This is a genomic window from Vogesella sp. AC12 (assembly GCF_024437575.1).
GTDB classification, from domain to species: Bacteria; Pseudomonadota; Gammaproteobacteria; order Burkholderiales; family Chromobacteriaceae; genus Vogesella; species Vogesella indigofera.
This window is the reverse complement of the sequence record NZ_JANFNU010000003.1, coordinates 79998-96644: the sequence shown is the minus strand read 5'-3', so window position 1 is coordinate 96644 and position 16647 is coordinate 79998. Positions and strand designations below refer to the sequence as shown.

General features: G+C 65.5%; 15 protein-coding genes. 4 read left to right on the top strand and 11 right to left on the bottom strand.

Going from position 1 to position 16647, the window contains the following annotated elements; translation table 11 throughout:
• Positions 1–97 precede the first annotated feature (97 nt).
• Positions 98–832, top strand: coding sequence for a pseudouridine synthase (locus tag NOM55_RS06815; RefSeq protein ID WP_255907995.1), 735 nt, complete (start codon positions 98–100; stop codon positions 830–832).
• Between the two features lie 310 nt (positions 833–1142).
• On the opposite strand, the gene NOM55_RS06810 is transcribed toward NOM55_RS06815, so the two are convergent.
• The 9 genes from NOM55_RS06810 to NOM55_RS06770 form a co-directional block, all read right to left on the bottom strand.
• Positions 1143–1523, bottom strand: a complete 381-nt coding sequence (locus NOM55_RS06810; RefSeq protein ID WP_047965956.1) for a cupin domain-containing protein — start codon at positions 1521–1523, stop codon at positions 1143–1145.
• Positions 1524–1787: 264 nt separating this feature from the next.
• Complete coding sequence (locus NOM55_RS06805) at positions 1788–3668, bottom strand: MFS transporter (protein WP_255907994.1); 1881 nt, start codon at positions 3666–3668, stop codon at positions 1788–1790.
• A gap of 241 nt (positions 3669–3909) precedes the next feature.
• Positions 3910–5166, bottom strand: a complete 1257-nt coding sequence (locus NOM55_RS06800) for a D-amino acid dehydrogenase (RefSeq protein WP_255907993.1) — start codon at positions 5164–5166, stop codon at positions 3910–3912.
• A gap of 267 nt (positions 5167–5433) precedes the next feature.
• Positions 5434–7470, bottom strand: coding sequence for a prolyl oligopeptidase family protein (locus NOM55_RS06795; protein WP_255907992.1), 2037 nt, complete (start codon positions 7468–7470; stop codon positions 5434–5436).
• Positions 7471–7763: 293 nt separating this feature from the next.
• Positions 7764–8081 carry a hypothetical protein gene (locus tag NOM55_RS06790; RefSeq protein ID WP_255907991.1) on the bottom strand — a complete coding sequence of 106 codons (318 nt, stop codon included), beginning with the start codon at positions 8079–8081 and terminating at the stop codon, positions 7764–7766.
• Positions 8082–8125: 44 nt separating this feature from the next.
• A complete protein-coding gene (locus tag NOM55_RS06785; RefSeq protein ID WP_255907990.1) occupies positions 8126–8368 on the bottom strand; it encodes a hypothetical protein in 243 nt (80 codons plus the stop codon).
• Between the two features lie 311 nt (positions 8369–8679).
• Entirely contained in the window at positions 8680–9438 is a 759-nt protein-coding gene (locus tag NOM55_RS06780; RefSeq protein WP_255907989.1) for a sulfite exporter TauE/SafE family protein, read from the bottom strand.
• Positions 9435–10463, bottom strand: coding sequence for a low-specificity L-threonine aldolase (ltaE, locus tag NOM55_RS06775; RefSeq protein ID WP_255907988.1), 1029 nt, complete (start codon positions 10461–10463; stop codon positions 9435–9437). Before ltaE ends, NOM55_RS06780 begins: the two co-directional genes overlap by 4 nt.
• A 127-nt stretch (positions 10464–10590) precedes the next feature.
• Positions 10591–10815, bottom strand: coding sequence for a hypothetical protein (locus NOM55_RS06770; RefSeq protein WP_047966654.1), 225 nt, complete (start codon positions 10813–10815; stop codon positions 10591–10593).
• 171 nt (positions 10816–10986) lie between these two features.
• On the opposite strand from NOM55_RS06770, the gene tcdA reads away from it, so the two are divergent.
• On the top strand, positions 10987–11772 hold the full coding sequence (tcdA, locus tag NOM55_RS06765) for a tRNA cyclic N6-threonylcarbamoyladenosine(37) synthase TcdA (protein WP_255907987.1): 786 nt from the start codon (positions 10987–10989) through the stop codon (positions 11770–11772).
• On the opposite strand, the gene NOM55_RS06760 is transcribed toward tcdA, so the two are convergent.
• A complete protein-coding gene (locus tag NOM55_RS06760; protein ID WP_255907986.1) occupies positions 11769–12503 on the bottom strand; it encodes an ABC transporter substrate-binding protein in 735 nt (244 codons plus the stop codon). The genes tcdA and NOM55_RS06760 overlap by 4 nt on opposite strands.
• A gap of 73 nt (positions 12504–12576) precedes the next feature.
• Complete coding sequence (locus tag NOM55_RS06755) at positions 12577–14211, bottom strand: methyl-accepting chemotaxis protein (protein ID WP_255907984.1); 1635 nt, start codon at positions 14209–14211, stop codon at positions 12577–12579.
• 305 nt (positions 14212–14516) lie between these two features.
• On the opposite strand from NOM55_RS06755, the gene NOM55_RS06750 reads away from it, so the two are divergent.
• A complete protein-coding gene (locus tag NOM55_RS06750; RefSeq protein WP_120810202.1) occupies positions 14517–15113 on the top strand; it encodes a nucleoside triphosphate pyrophosphatase in 597 nt (198 codons plus the stop codon).
• 15 nt (positions 15114–15128) lie between these two features.
• A complete protein-coding gene (gene rng, locus NOM55_RS06745) occupies positions 15129–16625 on the top strand; it encodes a ribonuclease G (RefSeq protein WP_047966650.1) in 1497 nt (498 codons plus the stop codon).
• Positions 16626–16647 lie beyond the last annotated feature (22 nt).

Sequence of the window (16647 nt, the reverse complement as noted above, 5' to 3'; positions counted from 1 at the left end):
AAAGGAGCGGGGGAAGGGGGTGCGGCCAACGTGGCCCCCACAGCGGCGGCAAAACAGCGGATAATCGTTGCCCGATTCCCTCACTCAGATTGCCGCCATGTCCGACGACACCATCCGCCTTTCCAAACGCATGACCGAACTGGGTCTGTGTTCCCGCCGCGAGGCCGACGAATTCATCGAGCAGGGGCTGGTCAAGGTCGATGGCGTGGTGGTCGACGTGCTCGGCAGCCGCGTGCGTCCGGAGCAGCGCATCGAACTGGAGGCGCGCGCGCTCAACGAGCAGGCCGAGCGCGTCACCCTGCTGCTGCACAAGCCGGTCGGCTATGTCAGCGGTGCGGCGGAGATGTCCGGCGAGCGCCCGGCGTGGCAGCTGATCAAGGCCGACACCCTGTCGCCGGCCGACCGCTCCGGCTACACCTTTTTGCGCAAGCACCAGCTGCACCTCGCCGCCGCCGGGCGGCTGGATGTCGATGCCTCCGGCCTGCTGGTGCTGACCCAGGATGGCCGCGTGTCGCGCAAGCTGCTGTCCGGCGACTGCGAGCAGGAATTCCTGGTGTGGATCGACCGACCGCTGGACGACGCCGGCCTCGCCGCGCTGAAGGCCGGCGTCAACAGCGACGGCGACAGGCTGACCGCGCTGCGCGTCAGCCGCCAGAGCGACAGCCAGCTGTGCTTCGTGCTGCGCGAAGTGCAGCGCCGCCACATCCAGCGCATGTGCGCCGCGGCCGGGCTGCAGGTGAAGGCGGTGCGCCGCATCCGCATCGGCCGCGTGCGGCTGGGCGAGCTGCAGCAGGGGCAGTGGCGCTACCTGCTGGACAGCGAGAAGTTCTGAGAACCTGTTCACGATCTGCTGCGGCGGCGTGATCCTGCGTTGGCATTGACCAAAAAATGCTCATTGACACCCCGTCACTGCGCTTTCTGGGCGAATGCCGTCTTGTCTGACTTTGGCTCGCGAGATCGTGAACACGTTCTGAGCGCGTGAACCGGCGCTGAAGCGGCACCGCGTCACGCGGAGCCGGCAAGCAAAAACCCCTGCTTTGAAGCAGGGGTTTTTGTTGGGCGCTTCGCAGCAGCCAGTATCGACAACACCAAAGGTTGGCCGCATCGCCGCTGCGGCCAACCTTGAATATGAGCGATAAGGCTCAGTCCTTGCGCGCCAGGCGGTCTTCCTCGAACACGGCGAAGGTCTTCTTCGCCGGCTCCACTACTTCCCAGATGCCCTCGAAGCCTTCCGGAATCACGAAGTGCTGGCCGGCGACGATCTCGACCATGCCGCCGTGGTCGTCGTGCATGCGCACGCGGCCTTCCAGCAGGGTGCAGAACTCGCACTCGGTGTACTTCACCCGCCACGCGCCGACGCCGCCGGACCACAGGCCGGCGTGGAACTGGCCGGTCGGATCGCTGTAGTGCATCTCGACGGTTTGCTGGCACTCACCGGCCAGGCGGCGCTCCAGCGGCGCGGAGAACGAGTCCGGGGTGATGTCCTGCTGATGGAACAGGACGATATCGTTGGCGTTGGACATTGAACGCTCCTCTGTGGTGTTATTTTCTACAACATGTTGATTATGTTTGACACTTTGGCACAGCTGGCCGCCGGCGGCAAGCCACGGCGCCTGATTGTGATCAAATTTTTAGGTGCCCTGGCGCGTGTTCACGATTTCGCACGCTCGCGCGAGACAAGGCGAAAACGACTGGGGAAGCGGCCTTTATCTGAAGATCAGCCCGCATGCCGAAGCCGTACTCACCGCGCAACGTTGCACGAAGCGTCGCCGATCGTGAACAGGCGCTCAGCGCCAGTCGCCACGCAATTCACTGACCGTCTGCTGCAGCGCGGCGGCGCTGACCTCGCTCGCCGCCAGCGCCGGCGCCGCCTTCAGCGCGATGCGCGACCAGAAGCGGCGCGGCCAGCTCAGCATCGCCTTGCCGTAGCGGCGCGAGAAAAAGCTGCCCCACATGCCGCACAGCGCCATCGGCACCACCGGCACCGGCGTGCGCGCCACGATCTCCTCGATGCCGAGCTTGAACAGGCTGATCTCGCCATCGTGGGTGAGCTTGCCCTCCGGGAAGATGCACACCACCTCGCCGGCGGCCAGCGCCGCCGCCACCTCGTCGAAGGCGCGCGCCTTGGCGTGCGGGTCTTCCTTCGCCGGCGCGATCGGGATGGCGCGCGCGGTACGGAACACGAAGCCGAGCAGCGGGGTGCGGAAGATGTGGTGATCCATCACGAAGCGGATCGGACGGCGCACCGCGCCGGCGAGGATCAGCGCGTCCATGAAGCTGACGTGGTTGCACACCAGTACGCAGGGGCCGTGCTCCGGAATCTGCTCCAGCCCGTGGTGGCGCACGCGGTACAGGGTGTGGGTCAGCAGCCAGATCACGAAGCGCATCAGGAATTCCGGCAGCAGGCTGTAGATGTAGGCGGCCACCACCAGGTTGAGCAGCGCCGCGATCAGCAGCACTGTCGGGATGCTGACGCCGTTCGCCGCCAGCACCGCGGCAAACGCCGCCGACACCACCATGAACAGCGAGTTGAGGATGTTGTTGGCGGCAATGGCACGCGAGCGGAATTCCGGTGCCGAGCGCGACTGCACCAGCGCGTACAGCGGCACGATGTAGAAGCCGCCGAACACGCCGATCAGCGCGAAGTCGGCCATCAGCCGCCAGTTGCCGGCGTCGGCGATGAAGGCCAGCCAGTTCAGCGTGGCGGCCGCCTGCGGCGGGGTGGCGAAGTAGAGGTCGATGCCGAACAGGCACAGCCCCAGCGAGCCGAACGGCACCAGCCCCAGCTCAACCTTGCGTCCGGACAGCTTCTCGCACAGCATCGAGCCGGTGCCGACGCCGAGCGAAAACAGCGTCATCAGCAGCGTGTACACCGTGGCGTCGCCGCCGAGCACGTCGGAGGCGTAGGTTGGCAGCTTGGACAGGTAGATGGCGCCGAGGAACCAGAACCAGGAAATGCCCAGCAGGCTGAGCCATACCGGCCGGCTCTGTTTGGCGTGGCGCACGATGCCCCAGGTCTGGCGCGCAAAGTTCCAGTCTATCGGCAGCGCGGCGGCGGTCGGCGCCGCCGGCGGCATCGCCCGCGCCGCGGCCAGGCCGGCCAGCGCGCAGCCCAGCAGCGCCAGCACGATGCTGATGCGGCTGTCGTCGGCATTGACCAGCACGGTGCCGGCCACCTGGCCGAGGATGATAGACACGAAGGTGCCCATCTCGATCAGGCCGTTGCCGCCGACCAGCTCGCCGGGGCGCAGGTATTGCGGCAGCACGCTGAATTTCAGCGGCCCGAACAGGGTGGAGTGCACCCCCATCAGGAAGATGGTGGACATCAGGATCACGCCGTCGTGCCGCCAGAAGCCCAGCGCCGCCAGCAGCATGATGGCGATTTCCGCCTGTTTCACCAGCCGCGCGATGGCGGCCTTGTCGTACTTCTCGCACAGCTGGCCGGCGGTGGCGGAGAACAGGAAGAAGGGCAGGATGAACAGCGCCGCCGCCAGCTGGATCATCAGCTCCGGCGCCAGCCCCAGCATCTTCATGCCGTGGAAGTTGATCAGCACGATCACCGCGTTCTTCAGCAGGTTGTCGTTGAAGGCGCCGAAAAACTGGGTGATGAACAGCGGCAGGAAGCGCCGGGTGCGGAACAGGTCGAACTGGTTGGGGTGATGCGACATGGTGCGGCGGGTCTCGGGTGGGCGATGGCTGCATGGTAAGGCAGCCACCGCGTTGCGGCCAACCTTTGCCGCCGCGCACACCCGCCGCTTAGCGCCTGTTCACGATCTCGCACGCTCAGGCGAGACTAGGCGAAAACGGCTGAGGAAGCGGCGCTTAGCTGGACAGAAGCAGCATGCCGACGCCGTTCTTAACGCGTTATCGCCCCATTGAGATCCGCCGCCGCAGACCGTGAACAGGCGCTCACAGCGCGGGGGCGGGGAAGGCGATGTCCGGCGTGCGGCCGGCGATCAGATCGGCCAGCAGCCGGCCGGAGCCGCAGGCCATGGTCCAGCCCAGCGTGCCGTGGCCGGTGTTCAGCCACAGGTTGCGGTAGCGGCTGGCGCCGATGAAGGGCACGCTGGACGGCGTCACCGGCCGCAGCCCGCACCAGAATTCCGGCGGCGCGCTGTCGCGCAGATCGGGGAACAGCTGTCGCGTGCGGCGCAACAGCGCGTCGCAGCGCACCGGGTTGAGCGCGAGGTCGAAGCCGGCGAATTCGGCGGTGCCGGCGATGCGCAGCCGCTGCCCCAGCCGCGAGAACACCAGTTTGTACTGGTCGTCGGTCAGGCTGGTCACCGGTGCGACGCTGTCATCCGGCAGCGTCAGCGTGGCGGAGTAGCCCTTGGCCGGAATGACGGGCAAGGACAGCCCCAGCGGGCGCAACAGTTGTGGGCTGTAGCTGCCCAGCGCCAGCACGAAGGCGTCGGCGATGATGCGCTCGCCGCTGTCGGTGTGCGCGGCGACGACGCGGTCGCCGTCGCGCTCCAGGCGGCTGATCACGGTGTCGAGGCGGAAGTTGACGCCGGCACGGCGACAGAATTCCGCCAGCTGGCTGGTGAAGCGCTGCGCGTCGCCGGATTCGTCCTCGGCGGAGAAATCGCCGCCCACCAGCTGGCCGCGGGCGCTGGCCAGCGCCGGCTCGATCGCCACGCACTCGTCCGCCGTCAGCGGGCGGCGGTCGCAGCCGTAGTCGCGCATGATGGCGGCGGCGTGCAGCGCCTGCTCGAATTCCTGCGCGTCGGTGTACAGGTGCAGGATGCCGCGCTGCAGCTGGTCGTAGTGCAGGCCGCCCTGCGGCGTAAGCTCGGCGCGCAGCGCCTGCAGGCAGCTGCGGCTGTACTGTGCCAAGGTGGTGATCGGGCGGATGTTGGCGCGGGTGCGCCGTGCGCGGCATTCCAGCAGGAAGCGCCAGCTCCAGCGCCACAGCGCCGGATCGGCGCGCAGGCGCAGCAGCAGCGGCGCGTCCTCCTGCCCCAGCCATTGCCAGATCTTGCGCGGCGTGGCCGGGTTGGCCCACGGCTCGGCGTGCGATACCGCGATCTGGCCGCCGTTGGCGAAGCTGGTTTCCTGCGCGGCGGCGCTCTGGCGGTCGATGACGGTGACCTCGTGCCCGGCGCGGGACAGATACCAGGCACTGGCGACGCCGACCACGCCGGCACCGAGGACGACGATCTTCATGCGCGTTCCGGAGTGTAGAAGTGAAGAAAAGCCCGGCAAGCGGGCCGGGCTATGGTAACGGTGTCACATGCTTGCGGCCAACCTTGTCTTCAGCGCAAGGTTGGCCGCAGGCTCAGAAACGCGTTCGCGATCTCGCGAGCCAAAGTCAGACAAGGCGGAATGGGCCAGAAAAGCGCAGTTGATGTTGATATCAATACGCATGCTCTGGCCCGTTCCAACGCTGGATTAACCTTGGATATCAGGGCGCAGCAGATCGTGGTGCAGTGTTCAATCCATCAGCTGGCGGTACAGATAGACCAGCACCCGCGCCAGCTCCTCGGCGGTCTGTTCCTGGCCGGTGTTGCCGCCGTGGCCGCCGCCGCTGGTTTCGAGGAACAGCACCTGGTGGCCGAAGGACTGCATGCGCGCCACCATCTTGCGCGCGTGCGCCGGGTGCACGCGGTCGTCCTTGCTGCTGGTGGTGAACAGCGCCAGCGGGTAGCGTGCGTCGGCGCGGACATGGTGGTACGGCGAGTACGCCGCCAGCGCCGCGCGCTCGTCCTCGTCCTGCGGATCGCCGTACTCGTCGATCCAGCTGGCGCCGGCCAACAGCTCGGTGTATCGCAGCATGTCCAAGAGCGGCACCTCACACACTACCGCGTTGAACAGCTCCGGCCGCTGCACCATGCAGGCGCCGACCAGCAAGCCGCCGTTGCTGCCGCCCTCGATGCCGAGGCGCCGCGCGCTGGTGATGCCGCGCGCGATCAGGTCTTCCGCCACCGCGATGAAATCGTCGAAGCTGACCTGGCGGTGGATACCCTGCGCCGCCTGGTGCCAGGCGGGGCCGAACTCGCCGCCGCCGCGGATGTTGGCGACCACGAACACGCCGCCCTTTTCCAGCCACTGCGGGCCGAAGTTGTCCATGTAGTAGGGCATCATCGGCACCTCGAAGCCGCCGTAGCCGTACAGCAGTGTCGGCGCGCTGCCGTCACGGGCGAGGCCGCCGCGATGGACGATGAAGTAGGGAATCTCGGTGCTGTCTGCGGCGGTTGCGTGCAGCTGCTCGGCCACATAACCGCTCGCGTCAAAGGCCAGCGGCTGCGCGCGCAGCACTTCCGGCTCGCCACCAGCCAGCAGGTCCAGCCGGTACAGCGCGGCCGGGGTCAGAAAATCGCTGTAGCTGTAGTACAAGAGGTCGCTTTGCCACGGCTGGTCGGCGAACTCGATCACGCCGCCGGTGGGCAGCGGGTTGGCGTGCGGCAGCCAGTCGTCGCCTTGGCGGCGCAGGGTGACGAGGCGGCTCTTCACATTGTCGATGACGATGATGGCCAGCAGGTGCAGCGTCGCCTCCACCATCTCCACCGACTGCCGCGCACCGGGCACGAACAGCGGCTGGATGCGGCCAACCTTGCCGCTGGCCGCGTCGCAGGCCACCGCCAGCAGGCTGCCGGCGGCGTAGCTTTGCCCGTCAACCTCCCAGTCCTCGGCCAGCTTCACGATCAGGTCGCCGTGGCTGTAGGCCTCGATCTCGGCACGCGGCGGCAGCGGCAGCGCGGTGAGCGCAAGGTTGGCCGCAACGTGGTGATAGGTCTTGCTGTAGAAACTGTCGGAGGCCTCGATCATGTCGAATGGCGTGCCGTCGGCATCGAGAAAACGCCACGCCGCCGCCATCATCGCCTCGTCGTCCAGCTGCAGCAGGCACTGCGCCTCGTCCCAGCTCTGGCCGCGTTCCAGCAGCCACACCTCGCGCGGATAACCGGCGCGGGTCAGTTGCGACTCCTCCCACGCCGGGCACACGAACACGCTGTCCAGATCGCGCCAGGCGATGTGGTTCTTGCCGTAGGGGAAGCTGAAGCCGCCGGCGACGAAGGCCTGCGCCTCGACGTCGTACTCGCGGCTGACGGTGGCGTCGGAGCCGCCCGGCGTCAGGCTCAGCATCACGCGCGCCGGTTGTTCGGTGTAGTGCGCGACGCCGTCCAGATACCAGTCCACCTCCTCGGCGGCCGCCAGCGCGTCGATGTCCAGCACCGTCTGCCAGTCCTGCGAATTGGCGCGGTAGGCGTCCAGCGTGCAGCGGCGGTAGATGCCGCGCGGATGCTCGCCGTCCTGGTGGAAGTTGTACAGCCAGCCGCCGTACTCGGCAAAAAACGGGATCTGCCGCGTGTCGCGCAGGTTGGCGAGAATGCTGTCTTTCAGCGAGGCAAAGCGCGGGTCGCTGTCGAGCAGGGTCTGGGTGGCGGCGTTCTGGCGCTCAACCCACGCCAGCGCGGCGGCGTCATCGAGGCTTTCCAGCCACTGGAAGTCATCGGAAGTGTGATCGGTCATGTCGGGGCAGGCAAAGGTTGGCCGCAAGGCAGCGATGGCGGGATTGTGCGGCAGAAGGGGGCGGCGGTCACGCGGGATGTGTGGGGGGGCTTGGCGTCGCAACTGGTATTTGTGCTTGTGTGATTGCGGCCGGGCTGGTCGGTGAACTTTATTGTGCTGATTGCCGTAGCTGATTCATTTCTAGTCTTGGCTAGAGGCCCGTTACTGGCTTACCCCCAATCAGTGCTAGCTTTTGTCATTCACACCTTCAGGATGATACAGGTAGCAGTCCGGTGGATTGCAGTATTAATCAGCTAGAGTGTTTGGATGTAAACATCACGGCAATACACCTCGCGATAACCAGCATTTGTTTCAAGACGAATTCTTGACCACGGGTCATTGGTGCCAGAAATTGAAGCCGAGAGGATTGTTGGCGAGCCATCAATTGGCCCCTCAAATTCCTTGTACCCGTAGGCGTTCTCAAATATTACGGTTTTCTCCGTAAAAGTATTGGTGCTCCACTCTTCAGGGTATAACAGCCGCATTTCGACACGATCATCCTCCGGTACGAGGTGAACATTCAAAATGAGTGAGTCATGCCAATGAATGTCGTTGAGTGTGATGGTGTTCATTTTGACGGCTAGCATTTCATGAAGTACAGAAAAACGATTCAGGATTAGATGCGCTCGACATTCTTCGCCCAGAACTGGATCGACGGATCTTGCTCAAAACTGCTTACCCGTACGCGTGTATTCTCCAAGCCGCTAGAAGATAAGTCGAGGATCTCCAGTCCGGATTCCGTCCCGGTGTAACCCTCATCAATGGAGAGTTGATGGATCTCTGTGAACAGAAGGCTCACTGACCCACCTGCCTTGACTAGTGTCATGGTGAGTTGCCGGGCAACGAGGTCGATGCGCAACTCGGTGACCCTGTATGTCCAGGGGTGTTCGAGTATTGAATGCTGTTGGACTGACATAGGGCGAGGCTGCAAAGTGAATTTCCTTAATGTCTAAGCTGGCTGAGATGGGCACTATTTAGGATGTGCTAATGATCGCTTATAGCCGATAGCAGTCATCCTAGCACATAGGCATGTCTGTCTGTTTTAGCCGAGGTGTTGCCATTGGCCAGCCGACAGCTTCCAAAGTCCGGCAATCATTTGCGTTAGTTCGAACGACTGCTTCCGGACCTTGTGTGATTCCCACCCACTGCGGCCAACCTTGGCCGCAGGCCTCAGCCATAAACCTTCCAGAAAAACGCCAGCGTCAGCACGCTGCCCAGTGCCACCACCACGCGCTTGAGCCAGACGGCCGGCAGGCGGCGGGCGAGGCGGGCGCCGGCCACGCCGCCGGCGATGGTGCCGGCCAGCATCACGCTGGCGGCCGGCCAGTCGACGATGCCGGCGACGATGAAGGTCACCACCGCCACGCCGGAGATCACCACCGACAGCCAGGTTTTCAGCGCGTTCATCCGCGTCAGCGTGTCCAGCGCGAACAGGCTGTACAGCGCCAGCATCATGATGCCCATGCCGCCGCCGAAGAAGCCGCCGTAGATGCTGACCACGAACTGCCCGGCCAGCAGGGCGGCGGTGCTGCGGCCAACGTTGGCCGCGTGCTGGCCCATCCAGCGCGTCAGCGTGCTGCTGCAGGCGAACATGGCGGTGGCGAGCAGGATCAGCCACGGGATCAGCACGTCGAACAGCCGTGGCGACACCACCGTCACCAGATAAGCGCCCACCAGCCCGCCCAGCAGGCTGGCGACGCTCATGCCGGCAAACTGTCGCTGGCCGCGCAGCTCGCGGCGAAAGGCGAGGCTGCTGGCGACGTAGCCCGGCCATTGCGATACCGAGCTGGTGGCGTTGGCGACGATGGGCGGCAGGCCGGCGGCGACCAGCGCCGGGAAGGTGAGCAGCGTGCCGCCACCGGCGACGGCGTTGAGCGCGCCGGCGGCAAACGCCGCCGCGAACAGCGCCAGCGCGAGGGTGAGCGTCATGCCGCCAGCACGCTGGCGAACACGGCGACGATGCGGTCGATGTCGGCGCGGCCGATCTGCCAGTGCGTCACCAGCCGCATCAGGCCGTGCTCGGGGCCGTTGGCCTTGATGCCGGCATCCGCCAGCGCAGCCATCAGCGTACCGCTGTCCAGCGTGTCTGGCAGGCGGAACCACACCATGTTGATGTGCACGTCGTCCAGATTGACGCTGATGCCGGGCAGGGCGGCCAGCTGTTCCGCCAGGTAGCGGGCGTTGGCGTGGTCTTCCGGCAGGCGGGTCACCATCTCGGTCAGTGCGAGGATACCGGGTGCGGCCAGCACGCCGGCCTGGCGCAGGCCGCCGCCCAGCAGCTTGCGGTTTTTGCGGGCGCGGGCGATGAAAGCGGCCGGGCCGGCGAGAATGGAGCCGACCGGTGCGGCCAACCCTTTGGACAGGCAGCACATCACAGTGTCGCTGTAGCGGGTGATGTCGCGCACGTCGCAGCCGAGGTGCACCGCGGCGTTGAACACGCGGGCGCCGTCCAGATGCACCGGCACGCCGTGCTGCTGCGCGACGTCCCACACCGCCGCCATGTCGGCCAGCGGAATCACGCGGCCGTTGCTGTGTGCGTTCTCGACGCAGATCAGCCCGGTACGCGGCCAGTGGATGTCGTCGCCGACACGGATGCGCTTTTTCACCTCGTCGGCGCGCAGCACGCCATCTGCGCTGGCGACGGTGCGCAGCTGCACGCCGGCGATTACCGCCGCGCCGCCGGTTTCGTGCCACACGATGTGGCAGTCGTCGCCGAGGATCACTTCGTCGCCGCGCTGGCAGTGGCTGAACAGCGCCAGCTGGTTGCCGAAGTTGCCGGACGGCACGAACAGCGCGGCTTCCTTGCCGAGGATGCCTGCGGCCAACGTTTCCAGCTCGCGCACGGTGGGGTCGTCGCCGTAGACATCGTCGCCGACCACGGCGTCGAACATGGCCTGGCGCATGGCGAGGGTGGGCTGGGTTACGGTGTCGCTGCGGACGTCAAGCACGGACATGGCGGGCTCCAATGACACACGGCAGCCGTGGGGCTGCCGTGTCGGGGTTGATCGGCAATGACACGATTGTGCCAGCCGTCATCGAGCCTGTAGAGGCCTATTTCGGATCAGTGTGTTCCGCGCGGGGTCAGCGAACGTGGTAGGCGGCCTTGATGGCGTCGGCCTGTTGCCGGGCGGCCGCCAGCGCGCTGCCGGGCATGCTGATGTCGGCGCCGCAGCTGCAGCGCAGCGGCTGGTCGGGGGCCAGGCTGGCCAGGTGCTGGCGGGTCTGGTGGCTGCACTGCGGGCAGGCAATCACCACCGTGGCCTTGTAGTGCTTGTCCAGATCGATGTCAAAACGCGGCAACTTCATGCGCAATCTCCCGGTTGTCGCTGCCGCCCGCAGGATGCGGGGGCAGAATTTTCATGGTAGATCAACGATTTGCCTTGGCAAGGGCTGTTTGCACCGACAGTGTCCGCCTTGGCAGCAGGGGGGCGTTTTCGGTATGCTTGGCCGTTTTTTCCTGATGAATGTCGAGCGAAGATGAGTGCCGATCTGGAACGCCGCTTTGGCGGTATTGCCCGTTTGTATGGTGACGCGGCGTTGCAGCGTTTTGCTGCGGCCAACGTCTGCGTGATCGGCGTCGGCGGTGTCGGCTCGTGGGCGGTGGAGGCGCTGGCGCGCAGCGGCATCGGCCGCCTGACGCTGATCGACCTCGACAATATCGCCGAGTCCAACACCAACCGGCAGCTGCCGGCGCTGGACCCGCTGTACGGTATGGCCAAGGTCACCGCGCTGGCCGAGCGCGTGCGCGCCATCAACCCGGCCTGCGTGGTGACCGAGGTGGAAGACTTCGTCACCGAGGACAATCTGGAGCAACTGCTGGGGCAGGGCTACGACTACATCATCGACTGCATCGACAGCCTGAAGATCAAGACCGCGATCGTGGCGTGGTGTGTGCGGCGGCGGCAGAAGTTCGTGGTCTCCGGCGGCGCCGGCGGCCAGATGGACCCGTCGCGTATCGCGCTGGCCGATCTTGCGCAGGTGACGGAAGACCCGCTGCTGTCCAAGCTGCGCTACAACCTGCGCCGTCATCACGGCTTTAGCCGCGAGCCGGGCAAGAAGCTGGGGGTGCCGTGCGTGTATTCCACCGAGCCGCTGGTGTATCCGCAGGCGGCGGCCTGCGAGGTGGGTGAGGTGGGCGAGGCGCGCGGCCCGCAGGGGCTGTCCTGCGCCGGCTTTGGCGCCAGCGTGGTGGTGACGGCCAGCTTCGGCCTGTTTGCCGCGTCGCAGGTGCTGAACCAGCTGGCGCGCACCGCCAAACGCTAATAGCGCGGCAGCTGGTACTTGTCGCGGTAGAACTGCTGGATGCGCTCGTACTCGCCGCTGCCTTTCAGCTGCAGCAACGCGTTGTCGAAGTCCTGGCGCAGGCGCTCGCGGCGAAAGCCGACATGGCGCGGCGAGCTGGGGAACAGCGCGTAGCTGAGCACCGCCTGGCTGCGGTTGTTGAGGTCGCGCTGCGTCGGATTGGCGTGGAAGATCAGCTCGTCGCCGATCACCACGTCGACGCGGTGATTGAACAGCATCTTGTTCTGGATGTCCTGGTCGCCCTGCTCGGCGTAGCTGGGCGCGCGCTCCACCGTGCGGCGGAAGTCGTCGCCGAGCAGTCGGCGCGCATTCTGGAACGCCACCACCCGGTACTGCGCCAGCTGCGACAGCTGCGTCAGCACGATGCCACTGCCCTGCAGCACGATGGCGCGGTTGCGGTAGTGCAGCAGCGGCTGCGAATAGAACACCCCTTCCAGCGACCCCGGCACCAGCGACAGCATGGCATCGACCCGGCCGCTGTCCAGCATCGCCAGCCCGCGCGCTTGCGGCAGCTGCACCACCAGCGGCTGGTGGCCGGCCAGCCGCAGCGTGGCCAGCGCCAGCGCCACCTCCAGTCCGCTGTTGCCGCCCGCCTCGACATACGGCGGTTTGGCGAGGCCGACGGCCAGCCGCACGATGTCGGCACCGGCGGCGGTCGCGAACAGACAGCTGATCAGGAGCAAGCGCAGCATGCGGTACCGTTCTGTCATTGGCGGGGCGGAGTCTCCAGATTAGATCAAAAGCAAAATGACAGGTAACTGATCGTTACATCTTGAAGCGCGCCAGCGACAGGTTGAGCAGGCGCGCGGTCTGTTCCAGGCTGCCGGCCTCGTCCGACAGCTGCTGGCTGGTCTGCCCCTGTTGCGTGCTTTGCTGATCCAGCTGCTGCATGCCGTGGTGCATCTGCTGCAGGTCGTTGCGGATCGACTGCTGCTCGCTGACGATCTGGCCGAAGCGGCTTTCCAGCGACGCCAGTACCTGCCGCGTCTGTTCCAGCGCCTGCTCCATCGCGGTGGAGGTGCCGGACAGGGTGGCGGCCTCGTCGGCCTGGTGGGTGATGATGCCGGCGGTATCGTGGATGGTGTTCAGCAGCTTGGCGACAAAGCTGTCGGTCTCCGACAGCGTGTTCTGCGTCTGGCCGGCCAGCTTGCGCACCTCGTCGGCCACCACGGCAAAGCCGCGTCCGGCCTCGCCGGCCCGCGCCGCCTCGATCGCCGCGTTCAGCGCCAGCAGGTTGGTCTGCTCCGAGATGCCGGCGATGCGCTGCAGGATCTGGGTGATGTGCTGCACGTCGCTGGACAGCGCGTCAAAGCGCTGTGCCAGCTCGCGGTTGGCGGCGACGTGGCTCTGCATGTCCTCTGCCATCACCCCGACCTGGCTGCGCGACTGCTGCAGCTGCTGCTGTACCGCTTCCAGGTGCTGCTGCACCTCGTCGATGGTGTGGCGGCTGTTTTCCGCCAGGCCGTGGATGCGCTCGCTGCGCTGTGCCAGCTGGCTCAGCTGTTCGCGGCTGCTGCTGCTGGAGCTTTGCGTGTCGTGCGCGTTCTGGCGCACGTTTTCGGCGCTGTGGAAGGTGTCGCGGGCGTGGCTGGCGACATCGAGCAGGGTGTCGCGGAAACGCTGGCACAGCAGGTTGAAGCTGTGCGCGATCTGCGCGATCTCGTCGCGCCCCTTGGGCTGCAGCGGCGCGTTCAGCTGGCACTCTTCGGCGTGCAGCGCGATGTGGCTGGAGATGCGCAGGATGGCGCGCGATACCAGGCCGGACAGCCACCACGCGATCAGGGTGCCGAGCAAGAGGCTCAGGCCGCCGATGAACAGGGTTTCCTCCAGCACCCGCTGGCGCGAGGCCAGCGCGTCGGAAAGCAGGATGTCGGCGGCGATCACCACTTGCTGGCCGCCGATGGTCTGCGGGATGAACACCGAGCGGAAGGTGCCGTACTTGTCGGTGTATTCGTCGAATTCGATGCTGTGCTGCTGGAAGCTGCGCTTCAGGCCCTCGCTGGGCTCGTATTCTTCCAGATGGTGGCCGAAGGAGTTCTCCTTCAGCTCTTTCTCGCCGGCGCCATCGGCGAGGTAGACGATCTTGCCGTCCTTTTGCCACAACAGGTACAGATACACCACGTTGAACTGTTTGGCATAGGCGTCCAGCTTGCGGGCGTTGCTGACCATCTGCGCCTGGCTGATGCTGCCGGGGCTGAACATGCTGGCGAGGAACTGGTCGCCGAGCAGGGCCGGCACCGCGCGCGCGCTGGCGTTGAGGCGGGTATCGATCAGCGCCATCGCCTGTTCGCTGCTGCGCAGGTAGGTGTGGGTGCTGAATGCCAGCACCGTGACGATGTTCAGGAGCAGGAACAGGCAGGCCAGCTTGGTGCGCAGGCTGATGTCGTGCAGCAGTTTCATGGGGTCGCCATCCTTGTTATTGCAGTGGGGAAGATGCCGTGCGGGCTGTATTTTTTCATGACTTATAGATCAGAGAGGCGATATTGCCACTTTTCTGATTTGTCACAATGTTTTTCGAGTGAAACGACATTTTTTATGTTGTATGAAATGACAGCCGCGCGCGATGGCCGTTTGGTAACGCGCAAGGTTGGCCGCAATGCGGTGTGCCGCCTGCCACCTGCCAGCGCACGCGGCCAACATATCCGGCACTGGCCCGCTCTGGTAATCTTGTGGCCATTGCGTTTCCCTTTGCAGATTGCCCGCTCATGAATTCCCGAAAGATCCGTCTTTATCTGGCCTCCGGCAGCCCGCGCCGCCGCGAGATCCTCGAACAACTTGGTTTCCAGCTGGAGCGCGTGCACGCCGACGTCGACGAGACGGTGCAGCCGGGCGAGGACGCCGTCGGCTACACCCAGCGCCTGGCACGCGACAAGGCCGCCGCCGGCTGGAGCGTGGCGCAGGCACTGGGACTGCCGTCGCGGCCGCTGCTGTCGGCCGACACCACCGTGGTGCTGGACGGCGAGATCTTCGGCAAACCGACCGACGCCGACGACGCCTTCCGCATGCTGCGCGCCTTTTCCGGGCGCACCCACCAAGTGCTGACCAGCGTGGCGATCCGCGAGGGCGAGCGCACCGAGATCGCCACCAGCTGCACCGATGTCACCTTCAAGCCGCTGACTGACGCCGAGATCGAGCGCTATCTCGATACCGGCGAACCATTCGACAAGGCCGGTGCCTATGGTATTCAGGGCAAGGCCTCGGTATTCGTGCAGCACATTTCCGGCAGTTTCACCGGCGTCGTCGGTCTGCCCGTCTTTGAAACCGCGCAACTGCTGGCGGCCTTTGACATCACCCTGCCCTGAGCGCGAAAGGCCACCATGCTGCAACAACCGATTCCCCTGCCACGCGATCTGCCGCGTCCGAAAGAGCAGATCCTGGTCAACATCACGCCGCAGGAAACCCGGGTCGCGGTGCTGGAAGACGCCGTGGTGCAGGAGCTGCACATCGAGCGCGCCGCCAGTCGCGGCATCGTCGGCAACATCTATCTGGGCCAGGTCAAGCGCGTGCTGCCCGGCATGCAGAGCGCCTTCATCGAGATCGGCTTCGAGCGCGCCGCCTTCCTGCACATCGCCGACGTGCTGGAACAGCGCCAGCACCCGAGCGAGCCGCAGCGCATCGAGAAGATGCTGTTCGAGGGCCAGACCGTGCTGGTGCAGGTGATCAAGGACCCGATCGGCACCAAGGGCGCACGGCTGTCGACGCAGATCAGCCTCGCCGGCCGTTTCCTGGTGCACCTGCCGCAGGAAGAACACATCGGCATCTCGCAGAAGATCGAGGTCGAGGCCGACCGCCTATCGCTGAAGGCGCGGCTGGAAAAGCTGCTGCCGGACGGCAGCCCGCGCGGCTACATCATCCGCACTAGTGCCGAGACCGCCACCGACGAAGAGCTGCGTGCCGACGTCGAGTACCTGTCCAAGCTGTGGTCGGACATCCGCTACAAGTCGCAGCACCTGCCGGCCAAGAGCCTGCTGTACGACGATCTGCCGCTGGCGGTGCGCGTGCTGCGCGACATGGTCAGCGACCACACCGAAAAGGTGATCGTCGACTCCACCGAGAACTACGGCAGGATGGTCGAATTTGCCGAGGCCTACGTGCAGTCGGCGGTGGACAAGATCGAGCGCTACAGCGGCGAGCGGCCGCTGTTCGAGCTGCACGGCATCGAGACCGAGATCGAGAAGGCGCTGTCGCGCCGCGTCAACCTGAAGTTCGGCGGCTACCTGATCATCGACCAGACCGAGGCGATGACCACCATCGACGTCAACACTGGCGGTTTCGTCGGCAACCGCAACTTCGACGAGACCATCTACAAGACCAACCTGGAGGCGACGCTGGCACTGGCGCGCCAGCTGCGGCTGCGTAACCTCGGCGGCATCATCATCGTCGACTTCATCGACATGGATAACGCCGAACACCGCGAGGCGGTGCTGGCGGAGCTGGCCAAGGCGCTGGCGCGCGACCGTACCCGCGTGACGCTGAACGGCTTCACCAGCCTGGGGCTGGTGGAGGTGACGCGCAAGCGCACCCGCGAGAGCCTGGCGCACGTGCTGTGCGAATCGTGTCCGGTGTGTCAGGGCCGCGGCGAGATCAAGACCGCGCAGACGGTGTGTTACGAGATCCAGCGCGAAATCGTGCGCGAGACGCGCCGCTTCGAGGCCAAGGGCTTCCGCATCCTGGCGTCGCAGAGCGTGATCGACATGCTGCTGGACGAGGAATCGCAGAGCCTGGCGATGCTGATCGACTTCATCGGCAAGCCGATCTCGCTGTCGGTGGAAGCCACCTACAGCCAGGAACAGTTTGACGTGGTGTTACTGTAAGTGGGGCTGTTGTAAAGCGCAG

Bases quoted from the DNA above. Each gene is read 5' to 3' on its own strand.
- NOM55_RS06815 (WP_255907995.1), top strand. From the start codon at position 98: ATGTCCGACGACACCATCCGCCTTTCCAAACGCATGACCGAACTGGGT.
- NOM55_RS06810 (WP_047965956.1), bottom strand. From the start codon at position 1,523: ATGTCCAACGCCAACGATATCGTCCTGTTCCATCAGCAGGACATCACC.
- NOM55_RS06805 (WP_255907994.1), bottom strand. From the start codon at position 3,668: ATGTCGCATCACCCCAACCAGTTCGACCTGTTCCGCACCCGGCGCTTC.
- NOM55_RS06800 (WP_255907993.1), bottom strand. From the start codon at position 5,166: ATGAAGATCGTCGTCCTCGGTGCCGGCGTGGTCGGCGTCGCCAGTGCC.
- NOM55_RS06795 (WP_255907992.1), bottom strand. From the start codon at position 7,470: ATGACCGATCACACTTCCGATGACTTCCAGTGGCTGGAAAGCCTCGAT.
- NOM55_RS06790 (WP_255907991.1), bottom strand. From the start codon at position 8,081: ATGAACACCATCACACTCAACGACATTCATTGGCATGACTCACTCATT.
- NOM55_RS06780 (WP_255907989.1), bottom strand. From the start codon at position 9,438: ATGACGCTCACCCTCGCGCTGGCGCTGTTCGCGGCGGCGTTTGCCGCC.
- ltaE (WP_255907988.1), bottom strand. From the start codon at position 10,463: ATGTCCGTGCTTGACGTCCGCAGCGACACCGTAACCCAGCCCACCCTC.
- NOM55_RS06770 (WP_047966654.1), bottom strand. From the start codon at position 10,815: ATGAAGTTGCCGCGTTTTGACATCGATCTGGACAAGCACTACAAGGCC.
- tcdA (WP_255907987.1), top strand. From the start codon at position 10,987: ATGAGTGCCGATCTGGAACGCCGCTTTGGCGGTATTGCCCGTTTGTAT.
- NOM55_RS06760 (WP_255907986.1), bottom strand. From the start codon at position 12,503: ATGCTGCGCTTGCTCCTGATCAGCTGTCTGTTCGCGACCGCCGCCGGT.
- NOM55_RS06755 (WP_255907984.1), bottom strand. From the start codon at position 14,211: ATGAAACTGCTGCACGACATCAGCCTGCGCACCAAGCTGGCCTGCCTG.
- NOM55_RS06750 (WP_120810202.1), top strand. From the start codon at position 14,517: ATGAATTCCCGAAAGATCCGTCTTTATCTGGCCTCCGGCAGCCCGCGC.
- rng (WP_047966650.1), top strand. From the start codon at position 15,129: ATGCTGCAACAACCGATTCCCCTGCCACGCGATCTGCCGCGTCCGAAA.